The organism is Duganella sp. BJB476 (assembly GCF_003416895.1).
Classification (GTDB): domain Bacteria; phylum Pseudomonadota; class Gammaproteobacteria; order Burkholderiales; family Burkholderiaceae_D; genus Rugamonas.
This window is the reverse complement of record NZ_QVIO01000009.1, coordinates 237,211-258,782: the sequence shown is the minus strand read 5'-3', so window position 1 is coordinate 258,782 and position 21,572 is coordinate 237,211. Positions and strand designations below refer to the sequence as shown.

Sequence of the window (21,572 nt, the reverse complement as noted above, 5' to 3'; positions counted from 1 at the left end):
TAAGAGACAGGAGGGGGAGCCGAGGGGCGGCGGATTTAGGCAGCTCGCATTTCTTGTCCTTCTCATGTCGGACATCCCGTGGGGATGCGTTGCAATAGACGTCGGGACAAGCGAAACGCGCTTCAGCTGGAGGCGACGGCGTCAAATGACAATAGCGTGATAAGGCAAACGAGAGAGGTGGTGCGCCGCGTCGCGGGCCGGTCTGAAAAGCTAGCATCAGGCTGGATTAAGGAGGTGGCATGCCGGCGCCGCTAGTGAGGGCTGACAGTGCTGCGATTATCGCAAGGACTTATAAAATCATCAACTATTAAAAATCACCATGGTGGCGAAAATACCACCGGCAACGCTTGCATCACGCGCCACCGGAGCGGGCGATCTGGCGCGGCCATTGGGTTTAGCAACAGTTGGAGAAGTGTTAAGAGGGGCCGGGCGGGTGTAAAGCAGCCCGCCTGGCGCGGGTTTGTCTGAATTGTGCGGAACAGGAAGGCGATTTCCGTTAATTGGTTCTGCCCATGACTATGGTGTTGATTTGCAGCGAAATCTGACCCATTTCACCGCATAATTTGCAAACCGAACTGACCCACGTATAAGACACAATCCTACTCACGACATTGAGTGGGGAATTGGAGTGATCGACGTGGCACTACTAGGCATTATTCGACGCTGGCACATTCGTGACCAGGTCCCATTGAGAGAGATCGCCAGGCGTTTGGGCATCTCCAGAAACACCGTCCGACGCTATCTGCGCTCAGAAACCATAGAGCCGGCCTACGCCGAACGGCGTTCCACCCGCGCCATCGACAAATACGCGTTTCAGCTTTCCGCGCTACTCAAGACTGAAGCAGCGCGGACACGCAAGCAACGGCGCACGCTAAAACAGATTCATGAGGACCTAAAGGAACTGGGGTTCGAGGGGTCTTACGATAGGGTCGCGGCGTTCGCGAGGGTATGGAGGGCGGGTCAATCTGACCGGGTCAATCCTGCCAGCAAACGAACAGTTGTGACGCAATATGCAATGAAACAGCCACACACGGGTACGGAGTACCCTCTTTTGGATCCCACCCAGAGGGCTCTTCGCGCCCTTGGGTTTACTGAGTAAAAGGAGATCCCACGCAATCTGTCGGGCCGCATGCAATTGCAGGCGGTGGATGATTCTCAACTCATGTTTACGGTTCAAGAGACATATCCCATGAGATATACGTTATCCTCCGATAGGAGCATTTTCTTACCGATAGTCATATGCACACTTTAAAAAATAGCTTGGAATTCTTCCTGGCGATGCGACCTTTTGTATCGTATCCACTCAAAAATTTCCGTACAAAATTTCTCACCAATAATTAATAATACCGATATCACAACACTCACGGAATCAGCACATTCTGCTATTTTTATAGGGAAATCCTTACTGCACTATAAATTTTCACCATTTGGAACGCGTCAAGGTCCTGGCCAGGCGGTGATTACTGGACACGGTATCGACATCCGCGTCCGCCGCCGGCAAGCAGAACAGTTGCGCCACGAGCGCCCCAAATTGCACAGGTTTTTTTTCAACGTGAGTTGGTCTCAACGGAGGACCTGGAACCGAGCGAGTCCCGGGCTCAGTCGGATGGGTCAGTTCGAACGCGTCTTGCAACTCGCTGCGATAGCAGTCTATAAGCGTGAACAAGGATGGATGTCGCTTCGACAGCTCAAGCCGCAGGTGGAATTCGGTCCAGTCGCGATCATGCTCGATGATCCCTGAGCGTAGGGCTTTGCAGATCGCCTTCCATGAGTCGTGCCTAGCCTCCATGGGAAAGCGCACGCGCTGACTTGGTACTCGGCCCGCATTCTCCGTCATATGGACGACGATCGCCGCCTTAATCGAGGCGATCGAGCGCCGCTGGCGCCGGACAGGCTGGTAATGCGGATTCAGCGACGCCAGCGACGGCATGACGCCAAGCTGCGCCATCTTGCCGCGATGCGCTATCCAGAGCGGACATTCGCCAACGGCACCGTCCACCAGAGCACTGTCGATCGCAATCCAGGTATCCACATATCCGCGCACCTCGAACGGGTCGGTCCTCAGCGGGAACCGGCCGCCATGCTGCTCGCTGGAATGCACGATCATTTGAAGGATGTCAGCGAAGTGGCGTCTCCGGGTGCGCGGGGCCGTATACGACGGATCCAGGCGCGCCAAGGTCGGCGTCAGGCCGCGCCGCAGCAGCGCCGCCTTCAGTTGCTGGAAGTGCTGGCATTGAACAATGGCGCCCCTGCGCAGTGCGCCATCAATGGCGTTCCAGCTACCGCTGGCCCGTGGATATGGCGACTTTGTCGTGGGAAATTTTCCTTCATGGCGCGCCTGAAACTCCCGGACCAGATCCAAGATGTCGGCGATACTGCGCTTGACCATGGCCCTGGACGGACGCCCCCCATCGTTGTCGTTCATGCGTCCAGGCTTATCCTTGCCCTCGGGTGGGCGAGCCGGGCTTGAAGTAGGGATGGCCGTCAATTGAAGGAAGACCATAGCGTTTGGCAAGTGACTCATATAGTTTCCCTTTCAGCGCTCGTTTCAGAGCCTTGTTGAACAGGTCGCGGGCGTTGCGATCACGAAAGGCCAGCCGGTACTGGGTTGGACGAAATAGCGGGTAGGAACACCAAGGCTCCAAGATCGTCGATTTCCTCTCAATCTCATCGTTTATTCCCTTAAAGACATTGATATCGCTGATTCCCACATCGATGTGGCGGCCGTAGAGCATGCGATTGATTGAAGTCTGCGGCGGCTCGCAATAGTCTCGGTTTCCAGCGGCAACGGCCGCAAAGTCCTTGCCGAGAAACAAATGTGCATTCTGGAAGGCCGCAACGCGCCGACCGGAGAGGTCAGCGATGCTTTTCGGAGCAATGTGCGTGCTGCATAGCGTGATCGCGACGTTCTGGTACGCGATATAGGGTTCTGAAAGGAACGCGCCACGCGGGCTGATGGCGGCATCGAGCGCGCCGATCCCAAGCATCATTTCGGCGCGCTTGTTCGGCAAGTAAAACATCCGTGGCTGATATCCGGCGCCGTTCAGAAGCGATGTGATCAGCTCAACTTCCACCCCTCGCTGTTCTTGGGAAAAAACATATGGTGGCTTGGTCTCTCCCACCGCAACGCGCAATGTCTGAGCATTGCCCAATGCCATGGCCGACGATGCAAACTCGCAGAGCAAGATAGAAAGGCACGCCATTTTTACGAATTTCATACGCTCGGACGGCGCCAACAAGAATGCCCTACCAAAGCTTAGCCAACGGCAGCACCACCCCGCTAAACAGGGACCAGTCCTGGGATGCCGGATTCAGCCCTTTGGCAACACCAAAATCGATGGTAAGGCGCTTGGTCGGGCTATACGCGGCGGCCACCAGCAATTGGGCGGTGTTCGCTTGACCGCTTCGGCGCGTCCCCGACACTTCGGTGGTCATGCCCCATTTTTCCAACACTGGCACGGAAAACGAGGCAGACCATCCGGTTTGGATTCGTCCAGTACCCGCCTCATAGGCACCCAGCCGTGTCGCGTTCAGATTAGCGTCCATGTGGACAACGCCGATATCCTGGCTGAAGATGCTATTGATGTTGAGGTCGCTCTTGCCGCTGCCAATGGTATCTTGGGCGCTGGGCAATTTCACTCCCAACTCCAGGCCGAGCGCGGTGGCGCTGTCGAGCAAAAACGCACGCTTAAGCACCAGCGACGTATCGCCTAAACCGCGCTGGCGCGCGCCGCCCTCGCTTCGCGTCGAGACATAGGCTTCGCCACCGATCAGAACGCCCCATTGCTCGTTGAACGCCAGTTTGAAGGTGTACGGTAAGCTCTCGCGCCTGCTGTCACCCAGCTTACCGATCAAGCCCCCCGTCTCGAATTCCAGCTGACCAGGCGTAGGCAATTGCGCCGGGCTGGACACCGAAGGCCGGTAGGGCGTGATCGCCGTCCCGTCCTGCGCGTGGAGCGGAACAGCTATGACGCTCACCGCGAGTAATGCAACCACTTTAAATGTATTCATCAATTTCCTTTATGCACCCACCCAATCAGTTCGTCCCGGCCGTCCTTCGGTCTCGGTTTGCCAACTCGACCGAACGCGGCGAGGTCAAAACTCTTCCCAATCGCTGCTAACCGAGGCCTGAGAGGCGGACGAATTCGCTGCCAGTTTTAATGGCTTTGCGCTCTTTTGCGTGCGCTTGACGTTATGTGGTCCGACCGGATGGGAATCGGAGTCGGCCAACGCAGCCGCGCGCTTTACAGCTTGCAACGACGTCGCGGTAGCCGAATGTGTCGGGTTAATCGTAAATACGCTGACCACCTGAGCCAGGCTGCCGGCCTGATCCTGCAGCGATCCAGCGGCAGCTGCCGCTTCTTCCACCAAGGACGCATTTTGCTGAGTGACTTGGTCCATCTGGGCGATGGCCTGATTGATCTGTTCAATGCCGGAGGTCTGCTCCTGGCTGGCCGCGGTGATCTCGCCCATGATGTCGGTTACGCTCTCGATACTCTTGACGATCGCCTGCATTGTCGAGCCAGCTTGATCAACCAGCTTGGTGCCGATATCGACCTTTTCCACCGAATCCCCAATCAAGGTCTTGATTTCCTTTGCGGCAGCGGCAGAACGCTGCGCCAGGTTGCGGACCTCGGTAGCGACCACGGCGAACCCGCGCCCTTGCTCCCCTGCGCGAGCGGCTTCCACCGCAGCATTGAGCGCCAGGATGTTGGTCTGGAACGCGATGCCGTCGATTACGCCGATGATGTCGACGATTTTTTTGGACGAGGTGTTAATCGAATCCATGGTCTCGACCACTTGCGACACGACTTCACCACCCTTGACCGCCACTTCAGAAGCCGATATCGCCAGTTGATTGGCTTGGCGCGCATTGTCGGCATTCTGCTTGACGGTCGAAGTCATTTCCTCCATCGAGGATGCGGTCTCTTCCAACGAACTGGCCTGCTGCTCGGTGCGGGAGGACAGTTCCAGGTTGCCCGCTGCAATCTGACCGGATGCGGTGGCAACGGTGTCGGTACCGGTGCGAACTTCGTTCACGATCCGTATCAAACTCTCGACCATATCCTTCATTGCTTGCTGCAGCTGCCCGGTCTCATCTTTGCTATCCACTACGATACGGCTGGTCAGATCGCCATCGGCAACCGCCTGCGCCACTTTAACCGCCTCGTTCATGGGACGGGTGATGGATCGAGTGATCCAGTATCCGAGCCAGGCGCTGAGCAGTATGGCGGCAATCAGCAAGGCTGTACTTTCCTTCAAGACGTCAGCAACGGCTGCTTTGGCGTCGCTGTTTGATTTCTCGCCCAGTTTATCGTTCACGTCCACCAGATCGCTCAACAGGTCGTCGACTATCTGGAACGTCGTCGTCCCTGGTCCGTTTAGCACCTCCAGGGCTTCCTTGTTGTTGCCGGCACTGGCCAGCTTCACCACATCGGTCGCTGCTTTCATGTAGACAGGCCAGGCCATATCGAACTTTTTGAGCAGCACCTTTTCCTTCTCCGTCAGGAATGTTTTCCGATACTTGTCGAGCAGCGCGTTCATTTGGACGAGGTTCTTGTCCAAACTGGCGCGTATCTTGGCGCGTTCACCCTCGTCGTTCTCTATCCCCAGGTCATATAAGCTGCGATTGTGATAGATCGCCTGCATGTTGGCGTTCGCGATATCTTTGATCGGCACCAGATTATTATCGTACATATCAGTCAGCAAATCGCTTAATGTAGTCGTGCTATGCATGCCCTGCAACGCTGTCAAGACGGTGATCAGGGCGATCAATCCAAATCCCAACGCAAGTTTTTTTGCCAATTTCAAATTCTTAAACATAAATTATCTCGATTATCAAACACGGTAGATTGCGCCGTTCGAATGAATTGTCATCCTGTAGGACGATGCAAAGCATTCGAAATAGCGCGATTCAGGCAGCTATCGGATAGATAGGCTGAATTAAGACTAATTTATTTTTGTTTGCACGGACGCGCCCGTACAAACTTATTTTCATATATTCCAACTATGTTGCCATTCGCTCGATCACGCCCAGTTCATGTCCAGACATTAGCTTTTCAATATCCACCAAAATCAACATACGTGCCTCAACCGTGCCAAGGCCGATCAAGTAATCGGTGTCTAGCGCCGTGCCCATCTCCGGCGCAGGCTTGACTTGCTCGGCAGACAGCGTAATCACATCCGACACGCTATCGACCACCATCCCCATCACCCTGCCACCAATATTGAGGATGATGACGACCGTGAACTGGTCATAGTTCAGGGTACCGAGATTGAATCTGATGCGCATATCAATAATCGGAACGATGATGCCGCGTAAGTTGACCACTCCCTTGATAAATTCAGGTGCATTGGCAATCCTGGTCACGGTTTCGTAACCGCGCAACTCCTGCACCTTTTGGATGTCGATACCGTATTCTTCCTGGCCTAACTTGAATGCAAGAAATTCAAGTGTCTTAAATGGCTCGGCAACGGCAGACTTGGCTGCTACTGCGATGTTTTGTACCGTATTCAATCAAAACTCCTTGGGAAAGGGAGACACCCCGATTTAAAACTCGACAACGAATTCGCGCCCTGCTTGTCGCCAAGGAACGAGAATCACTGGCCGTGGCAAGCCGACCGAAATGTCATGCGTAAGGGTGCTAAGATATATTCGGGATCGTGATTGCCTGACTCTGATCGACCGAAACAATTAGACCAGTACAACTGGTCTTGTTAGTTGCGTGCTTACGTAAGATATTTTCCACGCCCCTGTCTTTGTTTCTACGTAGGGAGGGCATGATGCAATGCACATCAATTACCCCAAAAAACGAATTATATGGAAATGTTTTTTAGGGCAAAATCAGTGAATTCCTAAATTTCCGTAAGGAAATTCTTACCTCGTAGAAATTTATGTGGGCTGTACGTCATTAAAAAATGGATCTCTGAACGTAATCGCACAGCGTCAGAGTTGGCGCAACAGCACGGTTTCCACCAACGCGGCCGCGACAGGCTTCTCACCGGTCTAGTAGCCCGCTTCCAGCGCCAGGGTCTGGTACAGTTGGACTTGAAGCGGCATCCGCAGCTTGGTGGACAGGATGTCGATAGCCGTAGTGGAAAGCGAAAGTGTCACATTTGCGACGGCAAATGTGTCAATCCATCTTTTCAGTATCGGGAAAGCCGAAATTTCTTAATATTTTCAATGGCTTACCGAATTATTAAAGCAATTGTGTCAACTGGGATTACAGCGCAAGGCCAGTTCGCGACGCAGGCGCGCGATGCGGTCACGGCCAGCCTCAAAACCTTGTGCCGCGAGCTCGGGCTGCATACGCAGCGGCCCGTAGGTCTCGCGGCTTTGCGTGTGGACCGCCTTGATGGCCACCTTCAGACGCTCATCGGCCTGCGCTCGCGGCGACAATGTGCCATTCGCCCAGGCGTAGTAGCCGCTGCGCGAAACACCAAAGACACGGCACATAACGGCAATCGGATATTCAAGTCGCATTGTCTTCATGACCGCGTACTTGGCAGCGACTCCCGCGCAAAGTACGCCGCCGCCTTTTTTACGATATCTCGCTCCATGCGGGCTTCCGCAAGCTCTCTACGCAGCTTCGCGTTCTCCGCCTCCAGCTCGGGGACGGTGCGGCTACCTGGCGCCGCTGTGGGCGTCGCCCCGCGCTTTGCTGCGCTCAACGGCCACGTTCGCAGCCGCGGACAATGGCCGCGTGAAGGCAAAGGCCGGCATGGTCGCCAGCTGCTTCCATCGTACCGTTGTTCGCTACACACCGGCGTCGGCATTGAACTGACAATGTCCGCGACCAACCCCATTCACCAAGATAGATTTATTGACGTCTTGAGTTGCAGTGACTGCAACACACCACATCAAAAGGAACTAAAATGCACCGAACCATGCACTACAATTTCGTAATACAGATCGGAAAACAGATTTGTGCTACGATAATGTCATTGGCCACTTCCGAAGGAGTTATCATGACAACAACCATTTCTTTTCGTGCGACGCCTGAGTTTGTGCAACAAACCCAATCGTTTGCCGAAATAGTCGGGCTCAACAACTCGGAATATGTACGTGAAGCTGTGCGTGAGAAGAACGAACGCACGATGGCGGAACGCTTGACGTCCCTGTCTCGTAAGCTCACTGCGAAGCATGCAGACTTTAACGAATCAATCGACGCGTCTATAGGAGATGGCCTTGCCTAAAGTAAAACGTGGGCAAATATGGGCGGTTGATTTCGATCCCCAAATACACAAGGAAGAGCCGGGCAAGCAACATCGCCCGGCTCTTGTCATTCAAACCAACCCCTTGAACGACGCCGGTCACCAAACGACGATCGTCATTCCTGGAACCAGTGATGTAGAAAGCGAAGATTGCTTCCCCTTGAGGGTAGCGCTCGGTCAGTTGCCGGGTTTGAATAAATCTACGGACTTGCTTATTGACCAGGTACGCGCGATCTCAAACAAGCGTTTTATGGGAACCCAACCAATCGCTACAGTGAGCACCAATCACATGCGTCGGATCGAGGAAGCATTGCGCATCTTGCTGCAGCTGTAACCGAGAAACTAGTGTATCGGCCGCCTCCCCGCATGGGGAGGCGGCGAACCTCTTGCCACGCTTGCGCAACTCGTTGGAGGCGCGGACCGGCCCGAAGGCTGGCTGCTCCAGGCAGAAGGCTACAACGGCGCTCTCCGTGGCTTCTTCGACGACCTTCATGCCGATCTGATGGCCGACGTCCGCACTGGCAAAAAACAAGCAATTCCCCAGTAACAAGCATTGATCCCCGGCTCGCTGCCGGGGCGCACTGCTTCCATCGCCATCAGGAGTGATATACTAGATCATGGCTGATAGAAAAATAATTGACGAATCGCACGTAATTACAGAGAAACGCGGAAATGGGCAACTTCGACGGGAGGTGTGGGCTGACGCAAAAGGCAACATTAGCCGTTACAACCTTGCGTACATTAACCATCGGATATTCCAGCAAGACAATGGCCGCGTCGTAGGCTACGATAATGCTCATGACGGGCACCATCGGCACTACTTGGGCATAGTTGAGCCAATTGAATTCACGACTTTCGACAATATTGAAGAAAGCTTCGAACGTGACTGGACCGCATTGCAGGAGCGAAAATGACTACACTTATCATCAAAACCGGCGACGAGGCCGAGTTTTTCAGTCGCGGCCGCAAGATCGCGCAGTTGGCCGATCAGAAGCGCCCTCTGCCCACCGAGAGCGTTATCAGCTTCGAAGACCCGGCGGACGTCCTCAAGTTGCTCACTGTCGCACGTCTGGCATTGTTTCGTGCAATTAAGGAGAAACCTGGTTCAATATCGGCCATCTCGGAGCGTCTGCACCGAGACCGCAGCGCCGTCAAACGCGATGTAGACCAGCTTGCAAAGGTTGGTTTGGTGAGGGTCGAGTTATGCATACTACCTGGGCACGGCCGAATGAAGGAAGTCAGCGTTGCAGCACAGCGGTTCAAATTGGAAGCATTGCTTGCCTGACATAGCGGCCAATCCATTCACCTAAACTGTGTCGCAGTCAACGCGTTGCCTAACTCTGCCTCCAATTTTAACTGCTCTCTCTCTTGATATGTCACGAGGATGCGCTTGGTGTCGGGGTAGCGTCGCCCGCCGGGGCCACCTGCGCCACACTGCCGGGACGCTCGCTTTCCCAGCTGCGGATCTGGTCCAGCGCATCCTGCTCCGTGTAGACCATGGTCGTCGTCACGCTGGCATGGCCCAATGCCGACGCCACCACGCGCAAGTCCTGGCCGCCCAGCAGCGCCGCCGTCGCGAAGGTGTGATGTTGGCGCCGACCGAAAACTGACCCGTGAGACGCGCGGTCATCGTCCGGTACCCACGACGTTCAATACGCTGGCGATCAGTGGCATGCCAGAAGGACCCGTCTGAGATCGATGTTGAGCATGGGAGCAGTTTGTTGACGCCGACGCGAAATCGATCCAGAAGGTCGGGACTCGTTGCCCCTGGTGAACTCGCGCGAGCGCACGTCGCACGCGGTTCGTCAAGCCCGCAAAGGGGCAGGCAAAGTAGGGGTAGACACAACACACGTCAACGGTCTTCGGGCCGTTTTCTTTTTGGGTGTACTTACCTGATAATCTGAATTATCAAGATGGAATTGTTGCCTAATGTGCACCGTACGCGCGTTCATCGTCTCCGTCGTTGTGACATAAACGGAAGGCCCCCTGAGAGAAGGGTCCAATCGGCATAGCAATGACCAGAAGAAAGTCACTTTGCCCGACATTTAGTATTTTGATTGGTCTTCGGCTTTGTAACGATAGCCGGGTGTGGTCGCAATTGCTCATATTCGGTTAATTGTGGTACTATTGTCCTGTCGTCATCTGCAGGCGCTAACTTGGGATGGTTAATAGCAACCCCCCAGGGTTTGTAGGTGCAAAGCGTTCCATCAAAGAGCCATCCTTAAAGGATGGCTCTTTGTCTTTGTGCTAGGGCTTTGCTTGCAGCGAAAAATACCGACCGATCAGTTGCTGCTTGTGTTCAATCAGCACCGATTTGCTCCCCTGCAGATCGAGCTTTATCCCCCACGATTTGGTTAGCGAACTCAACCTGACGGTCTTCGCGTTGCCAATATTGCGGAAATGGTCGAAACCCTCCTGTGATAGCAGCCAGTCAAGATTGAGATGATTCTCGGAGGCCATGTAATCTCCAGCCCTACTTTTTGACAGCCAGGAAAGAAGCTGGGTCGTCCGCGCATACACCAAACGCAGCCGGGCGATAGCTTGTGCCGGCGACGTCGGGGCAGGAGCGACAACACTGACTGGGTGACTCGTCCGAAGAATCCACTCATCCTTCAGTTCCCCGAACTTCCATACGGGCTCGAAATGAGCCACCCGGTTGCGCAATTCTCCAATCAGATCCAGACGCATGAATAGCTTGTCCTGTTCGTGCTGGGACGTCCAATAGGTGCTGGCCTTCTTGTTGTGATCCGGGAACACAGACGGAATTATGGTGTTCCAAGGAATTGGCAGGTTCGAGCTCGTTTTCCTAATTTGCAAGAGTCTGGGCCAGAACCCATAGGTCATTTGGGCCACCACGTGATGGCAAGGCGTTGTGGACACCAGCAATCCACCGGTCGTCTGTTTCCCAATCAGTTTCGCTGCCACCGTCCCTGGGGAAATCACAAACCTGTACCAGTCGTTGGCATCTGGGGTGCCGGTCGAAACGCCAGGCTTATAGGCGAACCGGCTCAACTCACGATGCAGTCGGTTCCGCAGAATGATTTCAATGTTGCCGATCAGGCGCATCAAACGCATGGAAATGGCATCATTCCAGCAATAGATACCGTACAGTTCCGGGTCCGAGGGATTGTTGAAGAAGACTCGGTAGCTCAACAAGCGTGGAGCAGATAGATCGTCAAGTGCGGCAGAAATGTCTTGAGGAAGATGATGGTGCATGTTCGGTTTATCTGTTGATGAAATTGCCAGCGAGAGCGGTATTATAGGAGCGAACTTGACGCCACACCTGGGAGAACTGCCTATATGCTGTGACTGTCGCAACTACATCACCTATGTCACCCAAGATCTATTCCGGCGGAAATGGCGTCGAGCTCCCCCCTTCTAGCACCGTAACATGTTCATCACGCTGACAGACCAGTTTAGGACTTGTTTTTGGACGATGGGCAGCCAGACCTAAACTGAAAGTGATATCGTATTGCACCGGAGAAATTACAATCTCCCGATATGTCTGGCCATTTTCGCGCCGCAAGTGCTATACCTTTATTACGTCGGAGGACGATTTGAAATATTTGCTTATCAGCACATTCGCGCTGTTGGGATCATTCGCTTGGTTGACTAAATGTGCCAGAATGGCCCTAGTAGACGATCCCAACGTCAAAGCCCGTGAAACTATGCTACTCGCAGTTCCACCCCTCTTCCTTTGGAGCTTGCTCTGGTTGTCGACAATTGCTACTGTTCTCATCGTCGGCACATATCCCAATTCTTGGATACACGGATGGTCCGACTCAACTGTCCTTTACGCTTGTTTAGTCTTGATATGCACCTTGCTCTATCAAGCCTACTCGCGGTACGGCACCGTCCGCACGCACACCTTTCATTTTCACTATAAACGAGAAAATAGACACTCTGCGACCGTCCACTTTCGAGTCGCACAAGAGGGTAAATTCCTGCGTCCGAAACTTCTACGGGTAGCCTTGTTGCAAGAAGGCTGCGGGGCCATAGTGAAACTATCGAACAGGCTTCCTAAATCGGTCAAGGACCTGACCATCGTTACCCCATGGTGTGCTGAGAGAAAACAAGGGAGCCCAAGCCGCACAAAAAACGATTTATTGAAGATGCTGCAGGCGGCGTTTCCGAACGCCGTCATCGTCCCCACGACAACGAAACTCGATTGGTTCCAGTCCTTCATGGCAATGAACTATGGCGACCAAAAAGTGACCTGGCGGCGACGCTTCCCTGAAAAGCGGTGGTGGGGCAGGCTCAGGGCGTCTGGATTCACCGTTCAACTACCCCGTTAGCAGCAACCTTCTACCGCACCATGGCAGGGAATTTCCTATGCGAAGGTGCTGCATTTTTCGATGAATGATCAGCGCCGGCATTGCGCAGAGCCAGCGATCATCTCGGGCATACTGGACCACGCTCAGGTCCTGGCCACCCAGCAGCGCCGCGGTGGCGACGGTGAGGCGCATCCAGTGCGACGACACACGCTCCAGCTCCCTGGCCAGCAGCTGCTCGCCGCCGTCCTCCAACGCAATACCCGAGCGCCACACCTCGGGACTGATGCATTGTCGGACGATGTAAACAATAGCGGTGGCTCACATCAGTTTGCTGCCGCTAAGCATACGATTAATCGACGCCATCCTTTCATCATCGACGACATCGATCCAGTGACCGCCATCGATTGGCGATACGATCGTGCCAATCGTCCAAAAAAGGCGTTCGACGTGGCTCCCAAGGTGTTGAAGTTCCGCTTCGGAAGACCATCGATGCCGCCTCTCGTAGTGCAGCCGAAGATCCTTGGCGAAAAGCACGCCCCATTCCCATAATCCTTCGCTGGACAGAATACCTCCGGCTTCAGAAGTTTTCTTGATCGATGTGTTCTTTGCTTCAAGAAAACCGAACACGGAGGCAGTCGAGACGAGTATAAATTCGATGGGCTGGCCAGCTTCAAGAATCATCTGGTTCACGTCCCGATGTGTGACAAACCTCTGTCTCGCTTCACGCATGCCTGCGATACCAAGGAGAAGATTCGAGGCTAGCTCCTGCAAAGCATCGCCGCCTGGCAGGGGTTCCGATGCATGGCGTGCGGCGGCCAACCCACCGAAGTAATCGGACGCGGCGCGGAACACCGCTTGCGACACAATTTGGGTCCACTGATCCACATGTGGTCGGTCAAAAATCTCTGGGTGTCGCTGAGCCCAACAATCGATATAGTATGCCCGCCCGAGGTTCATCTTTACTATTCGCGTGGCGCCCAATCGCCTTTCCGGATCAACGGTTTGCCCAAGCATTTCCGCCAAGTTCAGCGGGATAATTACTCGACACTTCCAGTCCTGGCCTGATTTTATAAGCTCTACCGTCCCGTAGGCTGCAGCTTGCAATTCGTCGCCAGTACAAGGCCGCTGCCAAACGGCCTCCAGCGCGGTGCGCAGATTGGCTGGAACCGTGATCGACTCGATTCTACCCATCGTTGATGGTTCAACTGTCTCGACGGCGACGGCATGCAGAATTTTCTTTATCGCGTCTCCACGCTTACCAACCGGCGCCCGGATTAACAATCGTGGGGCAATGGGGAGTCGCGCGGCCGTTATCTCGCTTGACGCTTCATCGTCCTGCTCAAACAGATCGATATCGATCCCAAGGGAGGCTTCGCCGATTGACCGGGCAATCAAGCGTGTCGCTTCGTCCTGCCTCGAACTAATGAAGAAGTCCAAGGAGCATTTCGCAAGCTGTAGATTGATGTCAGCTTGATCGATATGAATTGTAGAGATGCTTCCGATCAGGAGCTGCTGGGATGAGAGCGGCATAACGACCACCGCAGTTTCCTCATTTGAGTATGCTGCGAGGGGTTTCAATTCATCGTCCGAAATGGAACTCGCGACGACGACGCAGTCAGGCAGAATGAAATGTCGGTCTGGTGTGTCCGAGGTGACGACGCGCCAATCTAACTGACGCAATGCACCAACACGCTCTTTAGGCACCAGCGACTCGGAGAGAGCACGTGCGTGCGCCTTCACAACCGTGTCCGACATCCCGGCCTCGAGAGCCGCAAGCCCGTCACGCAATACTCCGTTTGCGTGGACCGTCACCAAATCGTCGAACCGTTCCCGTACCAGAAAAATGACAATGCGCTCTATGGCGTTGCGGTCCTTTTCCGGCCATGCATCCGAACCTAGACCAGTTAGCTCCTCCCGAACACGCTCGGTCATGGCTGAATCGGATCGCATCGAATCAATTCCGGAAAATCTCCGTATGGCGCTGGGGTCTTCAACAATAGACTTCATCTGACCAACCGCACTCCCAACCATGGTAGCCATGGCCCCCCTCAGATGGGCGGTGCGGAAAGCCAAATGTGCGACGATGATGGCGGCAAGTTCGGCATCGACCTCACCACTATCAGTGGCCCGCAACGCCCGCAGGATGGGCGTAAGGTGCTCGCCTTCGAAATCTGTAATTTTGTCGTCCAAAGCGCCTTTCCCATCCTTGAGAGGATTGGAATAGAAGTCGCGCTCCGCACCGGAACCTTCCGTGGACGTCAAGTATTCAGGCTGCCCCTTCCGAAAGACGAACACTTGCGACTTCGTACCAGTGCGCGATGCTTCGAAGGCTCGCTGGACAACCTGTGGGATATAGTGCTGTTTCCGTCCTGCCACGTAGAACTCCTCCGTCGTTGTGTTCCTGTCTGCGACTACTCGATATGCATCGCCGCGGGTTTGAAGAAAGCTCCGCCATTTGGGAGAACGAAGCTGGGTTCAACTCCACTGAGATGGCAGGTGAACCTATTCAAATCGCCCGCCGTGCTCTCGCGCTGCCCGGCTTTCAGATTTGCGTTCCTCTGCGGCGGCGTCAAGCATGTCGGACTGCAGCTTGCGCACTGCGCCTCGAAACACATCGTCATGCATCGCCAGCAACTGCCCCATGGCCTCAACATGGGCCTCGATCTGCGCCGCATGTGATCCAGCGTAGAACGATGGCCAAAACCGCTGTGCGACGCTGGCCAGCAAGTCAACCGGATCGGCGCCTTCCCGGAACAAGGCCGTCGCCACCGGCGCGACCACCGTCCGGCGCGAGACCGGGTCGGACTCCAGCAGAGGGAACACCTGCAGTGCAAAGCGACTGCGTGGTGCTGGATCCTCGCGGCACCACGCCAGCATCCAGTCACGGCCCAGCTTTCGCACTGCGCCTGGTTCGTCGGGTAAATGGAAGAACACGCCCTCGGCTCCCGGCAACGCACCTGCGGGTCCAATCATGGCATCGAGCGTCGCCCTTGGCTGCAATTCCAACTGCGTCTCCAGCAACTGCCGGTGGAAAACTGCAAACGACCGGTTGCCGGAAACGGCGAGCCTCAACCGTTGGGCCAGCTCGGTGCCGATCCGTTCTCCATCGGGGCCTGCCAGACACAGCGCGGCCACGTTCGCCTCCAGTTGATCGAGCGAATCGTCACACTGGCTGAAATCGACGCGCTGCATCACAATTTCTGCCGCGGTGAGAATTAACGTCTGACGCTCCGCTGAAGGCTGTCCACCAGAGAGTCGCCATTGCGCCACGATGTGCAGCCCTGCCTGCAGGCCGCCGTCGCACAGCACAACCTCCCTGAGCAGTTTAAGCAGCCCGCTGCCGTCATCGAGCAAACCACGCAAAGCGTTGCCGATCACGGCAAAGTCCGCCACTGGGCCCGGGCGCGTCGACTGGCAACGGTGTAAGCGCTCGAGCGCTGCGCGACCGTAGCCCAATGCGCCCTGCAGCGCAGGGAACATCACCACCAGTTGCGGGTCATCGAGGACCGCCTCAAGTAATCGCTCCGTCAGCTGCGGGTCTAGCCGGCCGAGTTCAACCAGGAAACCCCGCATCAGATTCGGCGTCAATTCTGCCATCGGCAGGCTCCGACTGGCCGCCACCATTTCCTGCCAGATAACGGCCGGGTCTATCGCCATGGCGAAGGCGCGTCCAAGCTGTTCGCACCGGCCGCCGCTACACATCAACTCAGGCAGCAGCGCATCGCGCGCCCCATCCTCGACCGCAACCCTTTGTCCGATGGCAAGTAGCGCGGCGTCCAACCGCAGCAGTCCGTCCTCGTAACTCTCTCCAGGAGTTTCGGCGACAGCGCTGAGGGCAGCTAAGGCCTCACCAGCCAGGTCGGACGGACTCAGGATCACTTCGAGCGCATCCATGACCACGCGTTCCGCCTCGCTCCACTCAATCGGCATGCGCGCCCGGGCCATGCGCAGCGAACGCCATCCATGCAACCAGAATCCAGCAGCCGCGACCGTGCGCAGCGCGGCAAATGCCGCGGGCCGGCTGGCGGCATCAAAGATCAGTGCCGGCAACGATTGGGCCAACTTCGCCTTGGCGGCGGCCGCATGACGCGTCCGCCCGGTTGCTTCCTTCGCCAACAGCGCGATCGATTGCCCCAACCATGCCAGCGACTGGATATTGTCCGCCGGCGCCAGCCCGTCGTCGCAGTCCATGGCCCGTTGCCAGGATGGCGGTCCCATCACGACGCGGCGCACCGCGTACTCCAACGCATCCAAGGCGAGTTGCTGCAGCGCCGCCGAAGGCTCGGACAGCCATCGCTCAACAATGCCTAGGCGAAGCTCCCACGGGGCCATGGTCCCTGGGCCGTGAATGGCGAACAAGCCCACGATGCTTTGTTCCGCAGCCCGCGTCGCATGGGCATCGGCGTGTTCCAGCCGGATGCGCAACATCAGTGCCAGGGTACGTTCGAACAGGGCCGCGTCATATACCAGCTCCAGCAGCACATCGTGATAGTGGATCAGGTCGACCACGGCGCAGCGCTCAAGGAGCGCCAGCGCCAGGCCACGCGCTGACGGCGCCAGATAATGAAACATCATGCGCTGCTCGTCATCATACGAGGCGGGCTGCCCAAGGCGGCCCCCCGCCACCAGCCATTCGGCCGCCAGGTCCAAGGTCACGCGGTGATCTGGAAAGTAAGACAGGCGCCGGCAGAACGAGCGCAGTAAACGCGGTGGCGCCGAATGTTCCAGCACGTTACGCAGGTGCTGGAACGGAATCGCGCGCAGCGCTTCCTCGGCCAGGCGGTTGGCCAGCGCGTGCGGCAGCAGCGCTCGCCACTGGCCGCGACTCTGCATCAGGTCGCGGGCGTGCAATTCGCTGACATGACCTGCCAGCCGGAGCGCATCCATTCCGGCCAGCTGGGCCAGCATGGGCAATTCCGCCGCCACTCCATCCAGCGTGTCCCCGTCGAACGAGTACACCAGCGCACAGGCGCGCGCTGCCGCCAGCAGTTCGGGGGCCACGGCGTGACGCTGCCAGAATAAGCGATGGAATAGGTCCGCGTCGCTCAATCCCGCCAGGCTGTCCCCATCGCGGACCGTGGTAGCCAACGCCAGCGCGATCCGAGCGTTACCGCCGGCGTGATCGGCGATCACGTCCCGGTTGCCGGCGCCAAGATGGGGATGCCGTACCTTCAGCAACGCCTCGATCTGCCAACGGCTCCCGGCGGCCATCTCGACCACCTCGGTGCCCTCCGGCTGATCCCCGCGCACGTCATACTCGACCGTGATCAGGCTCAGCAGGCTGCCTTCCCGACGGCACAGGCGCACCAACTCGCGGTGCATCTCCGGCATGCAATTGTCCACCACCAGCACCGCGCGCTTCTGCAAAGCGATCAAGTCGGATGCCATCGACGGTGGTGGCGGATCCTGATCGCAGCCCATGTTGGTGTAGACCGCCAGCGCCTGCGGCAGGCTGCCATCGCCCACCCGTTCATCAAACAGGGCCTGTACCAGGCTGGTCTTGCCGACGCCGGACAGGCCGATCAACCGCAGCGCCGTGCCGGGTGTCGACAGCTTGTTTCGCATTGCCTGCAACGCCGCGCCCGTGCCCATCGGTTGGGCGCCACGGCCGATGCGGATCCTGGCCCCGTCGTCGGGCAGGTAGCCGGCGGTCCCGGCGAGCACCGGATAGCTCCAGTCTTCGTAACCACTCCAGCCACGCAGCTGCCTGCCGCACCTTGTTCTGACCCAGAGCACTTCGCCCGGATGCTCGCCGACCCAGGTCGCCAGCCGCTGGCGGTCATAGAAGTCGACTGTCAATCCGGCGCCATCTGCGCAATCAACCAACGCGGCCCGCATTGCCGCGCGACGCGTGTTGAGTGCCGTGGCGGAGACGGAATCGCCACTGCTAACGATGATGTAGCTTCCCCCTGCCTTGGCCAAGGCGGCGATCACGGGCCGCAATGCATCATCGGGCCGCATTTCCTTGCTGATCTCGGCCGGCCCCATGGCCGGCTTCTTGACCTGGAAGCCGATGCAATGCCCAACGAACCCGGTCAACTGCGGCGCGTCGGGCGGCAGGTCGATCCGCACGTCGATGCCACCGTCGGGCGCGTCCTGATGGCCGCCGTAGGTCACGGCAAGGCTGGACTGCTGGCGCTTGCGCACTTCGGCGACGCACAAGCGCCCAACCAGAGATCGCAGGTCGCTGTCGCTCAATCGATGGATATCGTCCGCGGTCACTTCAAACATGGCTGCCTTTCGTTTTCAATGTGGGGGAGCCACCATCCATGTCCTGCAACGGCAGAACCGCCGCAATGCAAGTTGACGTTACCAGGTCTTGATCCATCATGAGGACCGGCCGGTTGTGGGTGTTACCTGATCCGGCACTGACACCTGCGCCACGCTGCCGGGATGTTCATTTTCCCAGCTGCGGATCTGGTCGAGTGCGTCCTGCTCCGTGTAGACCATGGTCGTTGTCACGCTGGCGTGGCCCAGAGCCGACGCCACCACACGCAGGTCCTGGCCGCCCAGCAGCGCCGCCGTGGCGAACGTGTGGCGCATCCAGTGCGACGACACGCGTTCCAGTTCTTTGGCCAGCACCTGCTCGCCGGCGTCCTCCAGCGCGGCGACCGCCTCGCGTATTCTCCCCTTGACGATGCCATGCAGTCCAAAGCGAGTGCCAACACTACGCCAGGCGCCGAAGAACCGGCGATCAGCCGCGTTGTTGATGGTGCCGCCATGGCGGCCGGCCGCCAACGGGTGCGTGCGCACCGACAAGACCAGTCCATAGTCTTGCGGATCGTTGCCGGGCAGGGGGGGGAGCCCGAACGCGCTCCGGTAGGCGGTCAGCGCGTCAAGCAGGGCGGGGGTGACGGGCACCGTGCGTTCCTTGCCGCCCTTGGCGGTGGCCTCCGCCACCTTGAAGATCCAGTAGGTTTTACGATTTTTGGGATCGCTGAACGGCTGCACCGCACTCATCTTCGCGCCCACCAGTTCGGAGGCGCGCAGGCCGGACTCGCGCAGGCAAATAAATATGAAACGATCGCGCAGATACAGCTGGTGCACAGTCTGTTTCTCGCTCGGCCGGTTGTCCATCACCTGCAGCACGAACTGGAACAGATCCAAATCGATGGCACGGGTTTTATCGAGCCGGCGCGGCTTGCCCGTTTTCATGAGTACCATGGGATTTAAGCGGATGTAGCCGGTGCCGTGCAGCGCCTTGAACAGCGCGTGTAAAAACCGCAGGATATCGGCCTGGCTGCTGGCGCCCGGCGCTTTTCTAAATGGCGAGTAGCCTTCGTCGCCTTTGAGGGCGCCGGGCCAGCACAGCGCCCATTCCGGCAGTTTTAATAAGAACATCTTAAAGGCCTTGACGTCCTGGGCGCTCCAGTGCGAGGGCGTGCGGCCCAGTTCCTGTTCGCAGTACCAGCGCAGTTTCGCCAAATGATAGCGGTACGTCTTGACGGTTTCGTCGGTGCGGCTACGGCTGTTGTCGGCGACGGCGGACAGCCACACCTCGATGGCGGCCCAGTCGTCGGCGACCGGGCCGAGCGTGTGGCCGCTCTGCGGGCCGAGCGCCACCAGGTCGCCAGCGACAGCGGAGGCGGGGATCAGCGCCGTCATCGCGCCATCCCCGGTTTCGAGACAGGGGCGACGCCCTTACTAAAGGCGATCTGCCGGTACTGCTCCAGCTGCTGGTCCTTGTCCTTCAGTTGCGCCTCCAGGTAAGCACAGCGTTCGCGCACGGCGCGGGTCTCGCCGCGCACGCCGTCGACCGCCTGCATGGCGAAATTGCGGGTCCCCGTCATCTCCGTGGCCATGGCCGCCAGCGCCGCGGTCTGTTCGGCAACGGTCTTGTGCAGCGCCTCCAGTTGGCGCCCCCGTTCGGCGGCCAGGCTCGCTTCCTCCTGCACGCTGGCGGCCATTCGGGCGGCGTAGGCGCGCGTCGTCGCCAGTTCGGCCTCGACGCTGGCCAGGCGTTCGCGCAGATAGTCGTTGTGGGCCTGCAACCCGGAGGCCGCGCCGGCGCCGGCGCCGGGCGCGGACGCCGCCGCCCCGTTGACCAGAGAGATCGTATGGTGCTGCAGCGTGAGGATTTCTTGCAGCGCCTGATCCGTGGCCGGGCTGGTTGGCGGCGGGGCAGGGTCGACGCTCGACGTATCCAGCGGGTCGACCACGCGCGCGATCACTTCGCGGGGGACGGCGCGCAGCGAGAGTTCGTGCACCAGCTGCCGTTTTTCGGACTCGATGGTGGGCGTGGACGGGGTGCGTCCCGGCGCATAGGCATTGAGCAGTTTGCGGTAGTACGCGGCGCTGTAAGTCGCCCCCGTAGCATGGTAGACGGCGCGCACGAAATCGTGGACGAAGGGCCGGTGCTGGCGGGTGTCGTTGGCGTGGCGGGCGACGATGGCCGCGACCAGCTGCACCAGGCTGCGCGCCTGCGCGTCGGTCAGCGCCAGGCGTGGCCGGCCGGGGCCGCCGTGCGCCGGAGATGGGTCAACAGAGGAAGAAGATGGCGGGTGCATGGCGTTCACGTTGTGAAAATGACTTCCGATCGGTGTCGGGGTTGCACAATTTACTGACAGTTTTTAGCCAAATTTCCCGCAGGAGCGCACCGTGGACCAACGGTTGCGACGTAAAACGACACGTTTTAGGAAGTCAATTCGTCACCTGGAAGCCTGGTGTCGAGTTGAAAAATTCACTTCCCACCCCGAAGACACGTGCACTCGGGCGCCCAACAAGGCCATGTCTCACGATTTGCCTTGAAAAGAACCGATTTCAGGATAGCACACCGGCATCCACGTGGGTATAAATGACGGTACAAAATTTAAATTAACGAACCTGTATTTACAACTAAAACACTTAGCATTCCTTAAGTGTTTTAGATCATTAGTAGGTTTATTTTAAAAATTCCCACCCACGCGCCGCCATCGCTTGTTGAAAAATAATAAAGTCGGACACCAAACAATAGAGTTGGACACCAAATTGCACCGAACCCGTGCAATGCGGCGCCGGTTCCACGCCGCCATGCCGGTTTGCCAGGTATCCCGTGTCCAACTTTATTATGTGTGCACTTCCCAAGCAGCCAGGCCTCACACGTTT

Annotated in this window: 16 protein-coding genes and 2 pseudogenes; 6 read left to right on the top strand and 12 right to left on the bottom strand. The window is 57.4% G+C overall.

From position 1 onward, the window contains the following. Nucleotides 1-628: 628 nt before the first annotated feature. Nucleotides 629-955 (top strand): annotated as a pseudogene (locus D0T21_RS28475) (helix-turn-helix domain-containing protein); the annotation flags it as partial. 465 nt (nt 956-1,420) lie between these two features. On the opposite strand, the gene D0T21_RS28470 reads toward D0T21_RS28475, so the two are convergent. The 6 genes and pseudogenes from D0T21_RS28470 to D0T21_RS32660 form a co-directional block, all read right to left on the bottom strand. Continuing rightward, nucleotides 1,421-2,425: a hypothetical protein gene (locus D0T21_RS28470; RefSeq protein WP_116993155.1), complete on the bottom strand. Its 1,005-nt coding sequence runs from the start codon at nt 2,423-2,425 to the stop codon at nt 1,421-1,423. A gap of 10 nt (nt 2,426-2,435) precedes the next feature. After that, nucleotides 2,436-3,218: an ABC transporter substrate-binding protein gene (locus D0T21_RS28465; RefSeq protein ID WP_116993154.1), complete on the bottom strand. Its 783-nt coding sequence runs from the start codon at nt 3,216-3,218 to the stop codon at nt 2,436-2,438. A 28-nt stretch (nt 3,219-3,246) separates the two neighbouring features. Beyond that, nucleotides 3,247-4,011 carry a transporter gene (locus tag D0T21_RS28460; protein ID WP_116993153.1) on the bottom strand — a complete coding sequence of 255 codons (765 nt, stop codon included), beginning with the start codon at nt 4,009-4,011 and terminating at the stop codon, nt 3,247-3,249. An 84-nt stretch (nt 4,012-4,095) separates the two neighbouring features. After that, a complete protein-coding gene (locus D0T21_RS28455; RefSeq protein WP_116993152.1) occupies nt 4,096-5,823 on the bottom strand; it encodes a methyl-accepting chemotaxis protein in 1,728 nt (575 codons plus the stop codon). Nucleotides 5,824-6,007: 184 nt separating this feature from the next. Then, a complete protein-coding gene (locus D0T21_RS28450; RefSeq protein ID WP_116993285.1) occupies nt 6,008-6,499 on the bottom strand; it encodes a chemotaxis protein CheW in 492 nt (163 codons plus the stop codon). A gap of 726 nt (nt 6,500-7,225) precedes the next feature. Continuing rightward, nucleotides 7,226-7,686: pseudogene (locus tag D0T21_RS32660) on the bottom strand (IS3 family transposase); the annotation flags it as partial. A gap of 282 nt (nt 7,687-7,968) precedes the next feature. Between D0T21_RS32660 and D0T21_RS28430 the strand changes: the two are divergent. From D0T21_RS28430 to D0T21_RS28410, 4 genes are all read left to right on the top strand, one after another. Beyond that, on the top strand, nt 7,969-8,196 hold the full coding sequence (locus tag D0T21_RS28430; RefSeq protein WP_307720733.1) for an antitoxin of toxin-antitoxin stability system: 228 nt from the start codon (nt 7,969-7,971) through the stop codon (nt 8,194-8,196). Next, nucleotides 8,183-8,548, top strand: a complete 366-nt coding sequence (locus D0T21_RS28425; RefSeq protein WP_116993149.1) for a type II toxin-antitoxin system PemK/MazF family toxin — start codon at nt 8,183-8,185, stop codon at nt 8,546-8,548. Before D0T21_RS28430 ends, D0T21_RS28425 begins: the two co-directional genes overlap by 14 nt. 283 nt (nt 8,549-8,831) lie before the next feature. Beyond that, nucleotides 8,832-9,128: a DUF6516 family protein gene (locus D0T21_RS28415; RefSeq protein ID WP_116993148.1), complete on the top strand. Its 297-nt coding sequence runs from the start codon at nt 8,832-8,834 to the stop codon at nt 9,126-9,128. Beyond that, nucleotides 9,125-9,499 carry a helix-turn-helix domain-containing protein gene (locus D0T21_RS28410; RefSeq protein WP_116993147.1) on the top strand — a complete coding sequence of 125 codons (375 nt, stop codon included), beginning with the start codon at nt 9,125-9,127 and terminating at the stop codon, nt 9,497-9,499. The genes D0T21_RS28415 and D0T21_RS28410 overlap by 4 nt, the downstream gene beginning before the upstream one ends. 91 nt (nt 9,500-9,590) lie before the next feature. Here D0T21_RS28410 and D0T21_RS28405 read toward each other — a convergent pair whose 3' ends face one another. Then, nucleotides 9,591-9,752 carry a hypothetical protein gene (locus tag D0T21_RS28405; protein WP_229211670.1) on the bottom strand — a complete coding sequence of 54 codons (162 nt, stop codon included), beginning with the start codon at nt 9,750-9,752 and terminating at the stop codon, nt 9,591-9,593. A gap of 709 nt (nt 9,753-10,461) precedes the next feature. Beyond that, complete coding sequence (locus D0T21_RS28400; RefSeq protein WP_147328200.1) at nt 10,462-11,430, bottom strand: hypothetical protein; 969 nt, start codon at nt 11,428-11,430, stop codon at nt 10,462-10,464. A gap of 605 nt (nt 11,431-12,035) precedes the next feature. On the opposite strand from D0T21_RS28400, the gene D0T21_RS31905 reads away from it, so the two are divergent. Further along, nucleotides 12,036-12,509 carry a hypothetical protein gene (locus tag D0T21_RS31905; RefSeq protein WP_147328199.1) on the top strand — a complete coding sequence of 158 codons (474 nt, stop codon included), beginning with the start codon at nt 12,036-12,038 and terminating at the stop codon, nt 12,507-12,509. A gap of 297 nt (nt 12,510-12,806) precedes the next feature. Here the strand turns inward: D0T21_RS31905 and D0T21_RS28385 are convergent, their stop codons facing one another. The 4 genes from D0T21_RS28385 to D0T21_RS28370 all read right to left on the bottom strand — a co-directional run bounded on the left by D0T21_RS28385 (nt 12,807) and on the right by D0T21_RS28370 (nt 21,004). Then, nucleotides 12,807-14,864, bottom strand: a complete 2,058-nt coding sequence (locus tag D0T21_RS28385) for a DUF4238 domain-containing protein (protein ID WP_116993142.1) — start codon at nt 14,862-14,864, stop codon at nt 12,807-12,809. A 126-nt stretch (nt 14,865-14,990) separates the two neighbouring features. Further along, nucleotides 14,991-18,719, bottom strand: a complete 3,729-nt coding sequence (locus D0T21_RS28380; protein ID WP_116993141.1) for a hypothetical protein — start codon at nt 18,717-18,719, stop codon at nt 14,991-14,993. A gap of 96 nt (nt 18,720-18,815) precedes the next feature. After that, nucleotides 18,816-20,093: a tyrosine-type recombinase/integrase gene (locus D0T21_RS28375; RefSeq protein ID WP_116993140.1), complete on the bottom strand. Its 1,278-nt coding sequence runs from the start codon at nt 20,091-20,093 to the stop codon at nt 18,816-18,818. Next, nucleotides 20,090-21,004: a hypothetical protein gene (locus D0T21_RS28370; protein ID WP_147328198.1), complete on the bottom strand. Its 915-nt coding sequence runs from the start codon at nt 21,002-21,004 to the stop codon at nt 20,090-20,092. Before D0T21_RS28370 ends, D0T21_RS28375 begins: the two co-directional genes overlap by 4 nt. Nucleotides 21,005-21,572 lie beyond the last annotated feature (568 nt).

Excerpts from the sequence above, each read along its gene's own strand:
- D0T21_RS28470 (WP_116993155.1), bottom strand. The coding sequence starts at position 2,425 with ATGAACGACAACGATGGGGGGCGTCCGTCCAGGGCCATGGTCAAGCGC.
- D0T21_RS28465 (WP_116993154.1), bottom strand. The coding sequence starts at position 3,218 with ATGAAATTCGTAAAAATGGCGTGCCTTTCTATCTTGCTCTGCGAGTTT.
- D0T21_RS28460 (WP_116993153.1), bottom strand. The coding sequence starts at position 4,011 with ATGAATACATTTAAAGTGGTTGCATTACTCGCGGTGAGCGTCATAGCT.
- D0T21_RS28455 (WP_116993152.1), bottom strand. The coding sequence starts at position 5,823 with ATGTTTAAGAATTTGAAATTGGCAAAAAAACTTGCGTTGGGATTTGGA.
- D0T21_RS28430 (WP_307720733.1), top strand. The coding sequence starts at position 7,969 with ATGACAACAACCATTTCTTTTCGTGCGACGCCTGAGTTTGTGCAACAA.
- D0T21_RS28425 (WP_116993149.1), top strand. The coding sequence starts at position 8,183 with ATGGCCTTGCCTAAAGTAAAACGTGGGCAAATATGGGCGGTTGATTTC.
- D0T21_RS28415 (WP_116993148.1), top strand. The coding sequence starts at position 8,832 with ATGGCTGATAGAAAAATAATTGACGAATCGCACGTAATTACAGAGAAA.
- D0T21_RS28410 (WP_116993147.1), top strand. The coding sequence starts at position 9,125 with ATGACTACACTTATCATCAAAACCGGCGACGAGGCCGAGTTTTTCAGT.
- D0T21_RS28400 (WP_147328200.1), bottom strand. The coding sequence starts at position 11,430 with ATGCACCATCATCTTCCTCAAGACATTTCTGCCGCACTTGACGATCTA.
- D0T21_RS28380 (WP_116993141.1), bottom strand. The coding sequence starts at position 18,719 with ATGTTTGAAGTGACCGCGGACGATATCCATCGATTGAGCGACAGCGAC.
- D0T21_RS28375 (WP_116993140.1), bottom strand. The coding sequence starts at position 20,093 with ATGACGGCGCTGATCCCCGCCTCCGCTGTCGCTGGCGACCTGGTGGCG.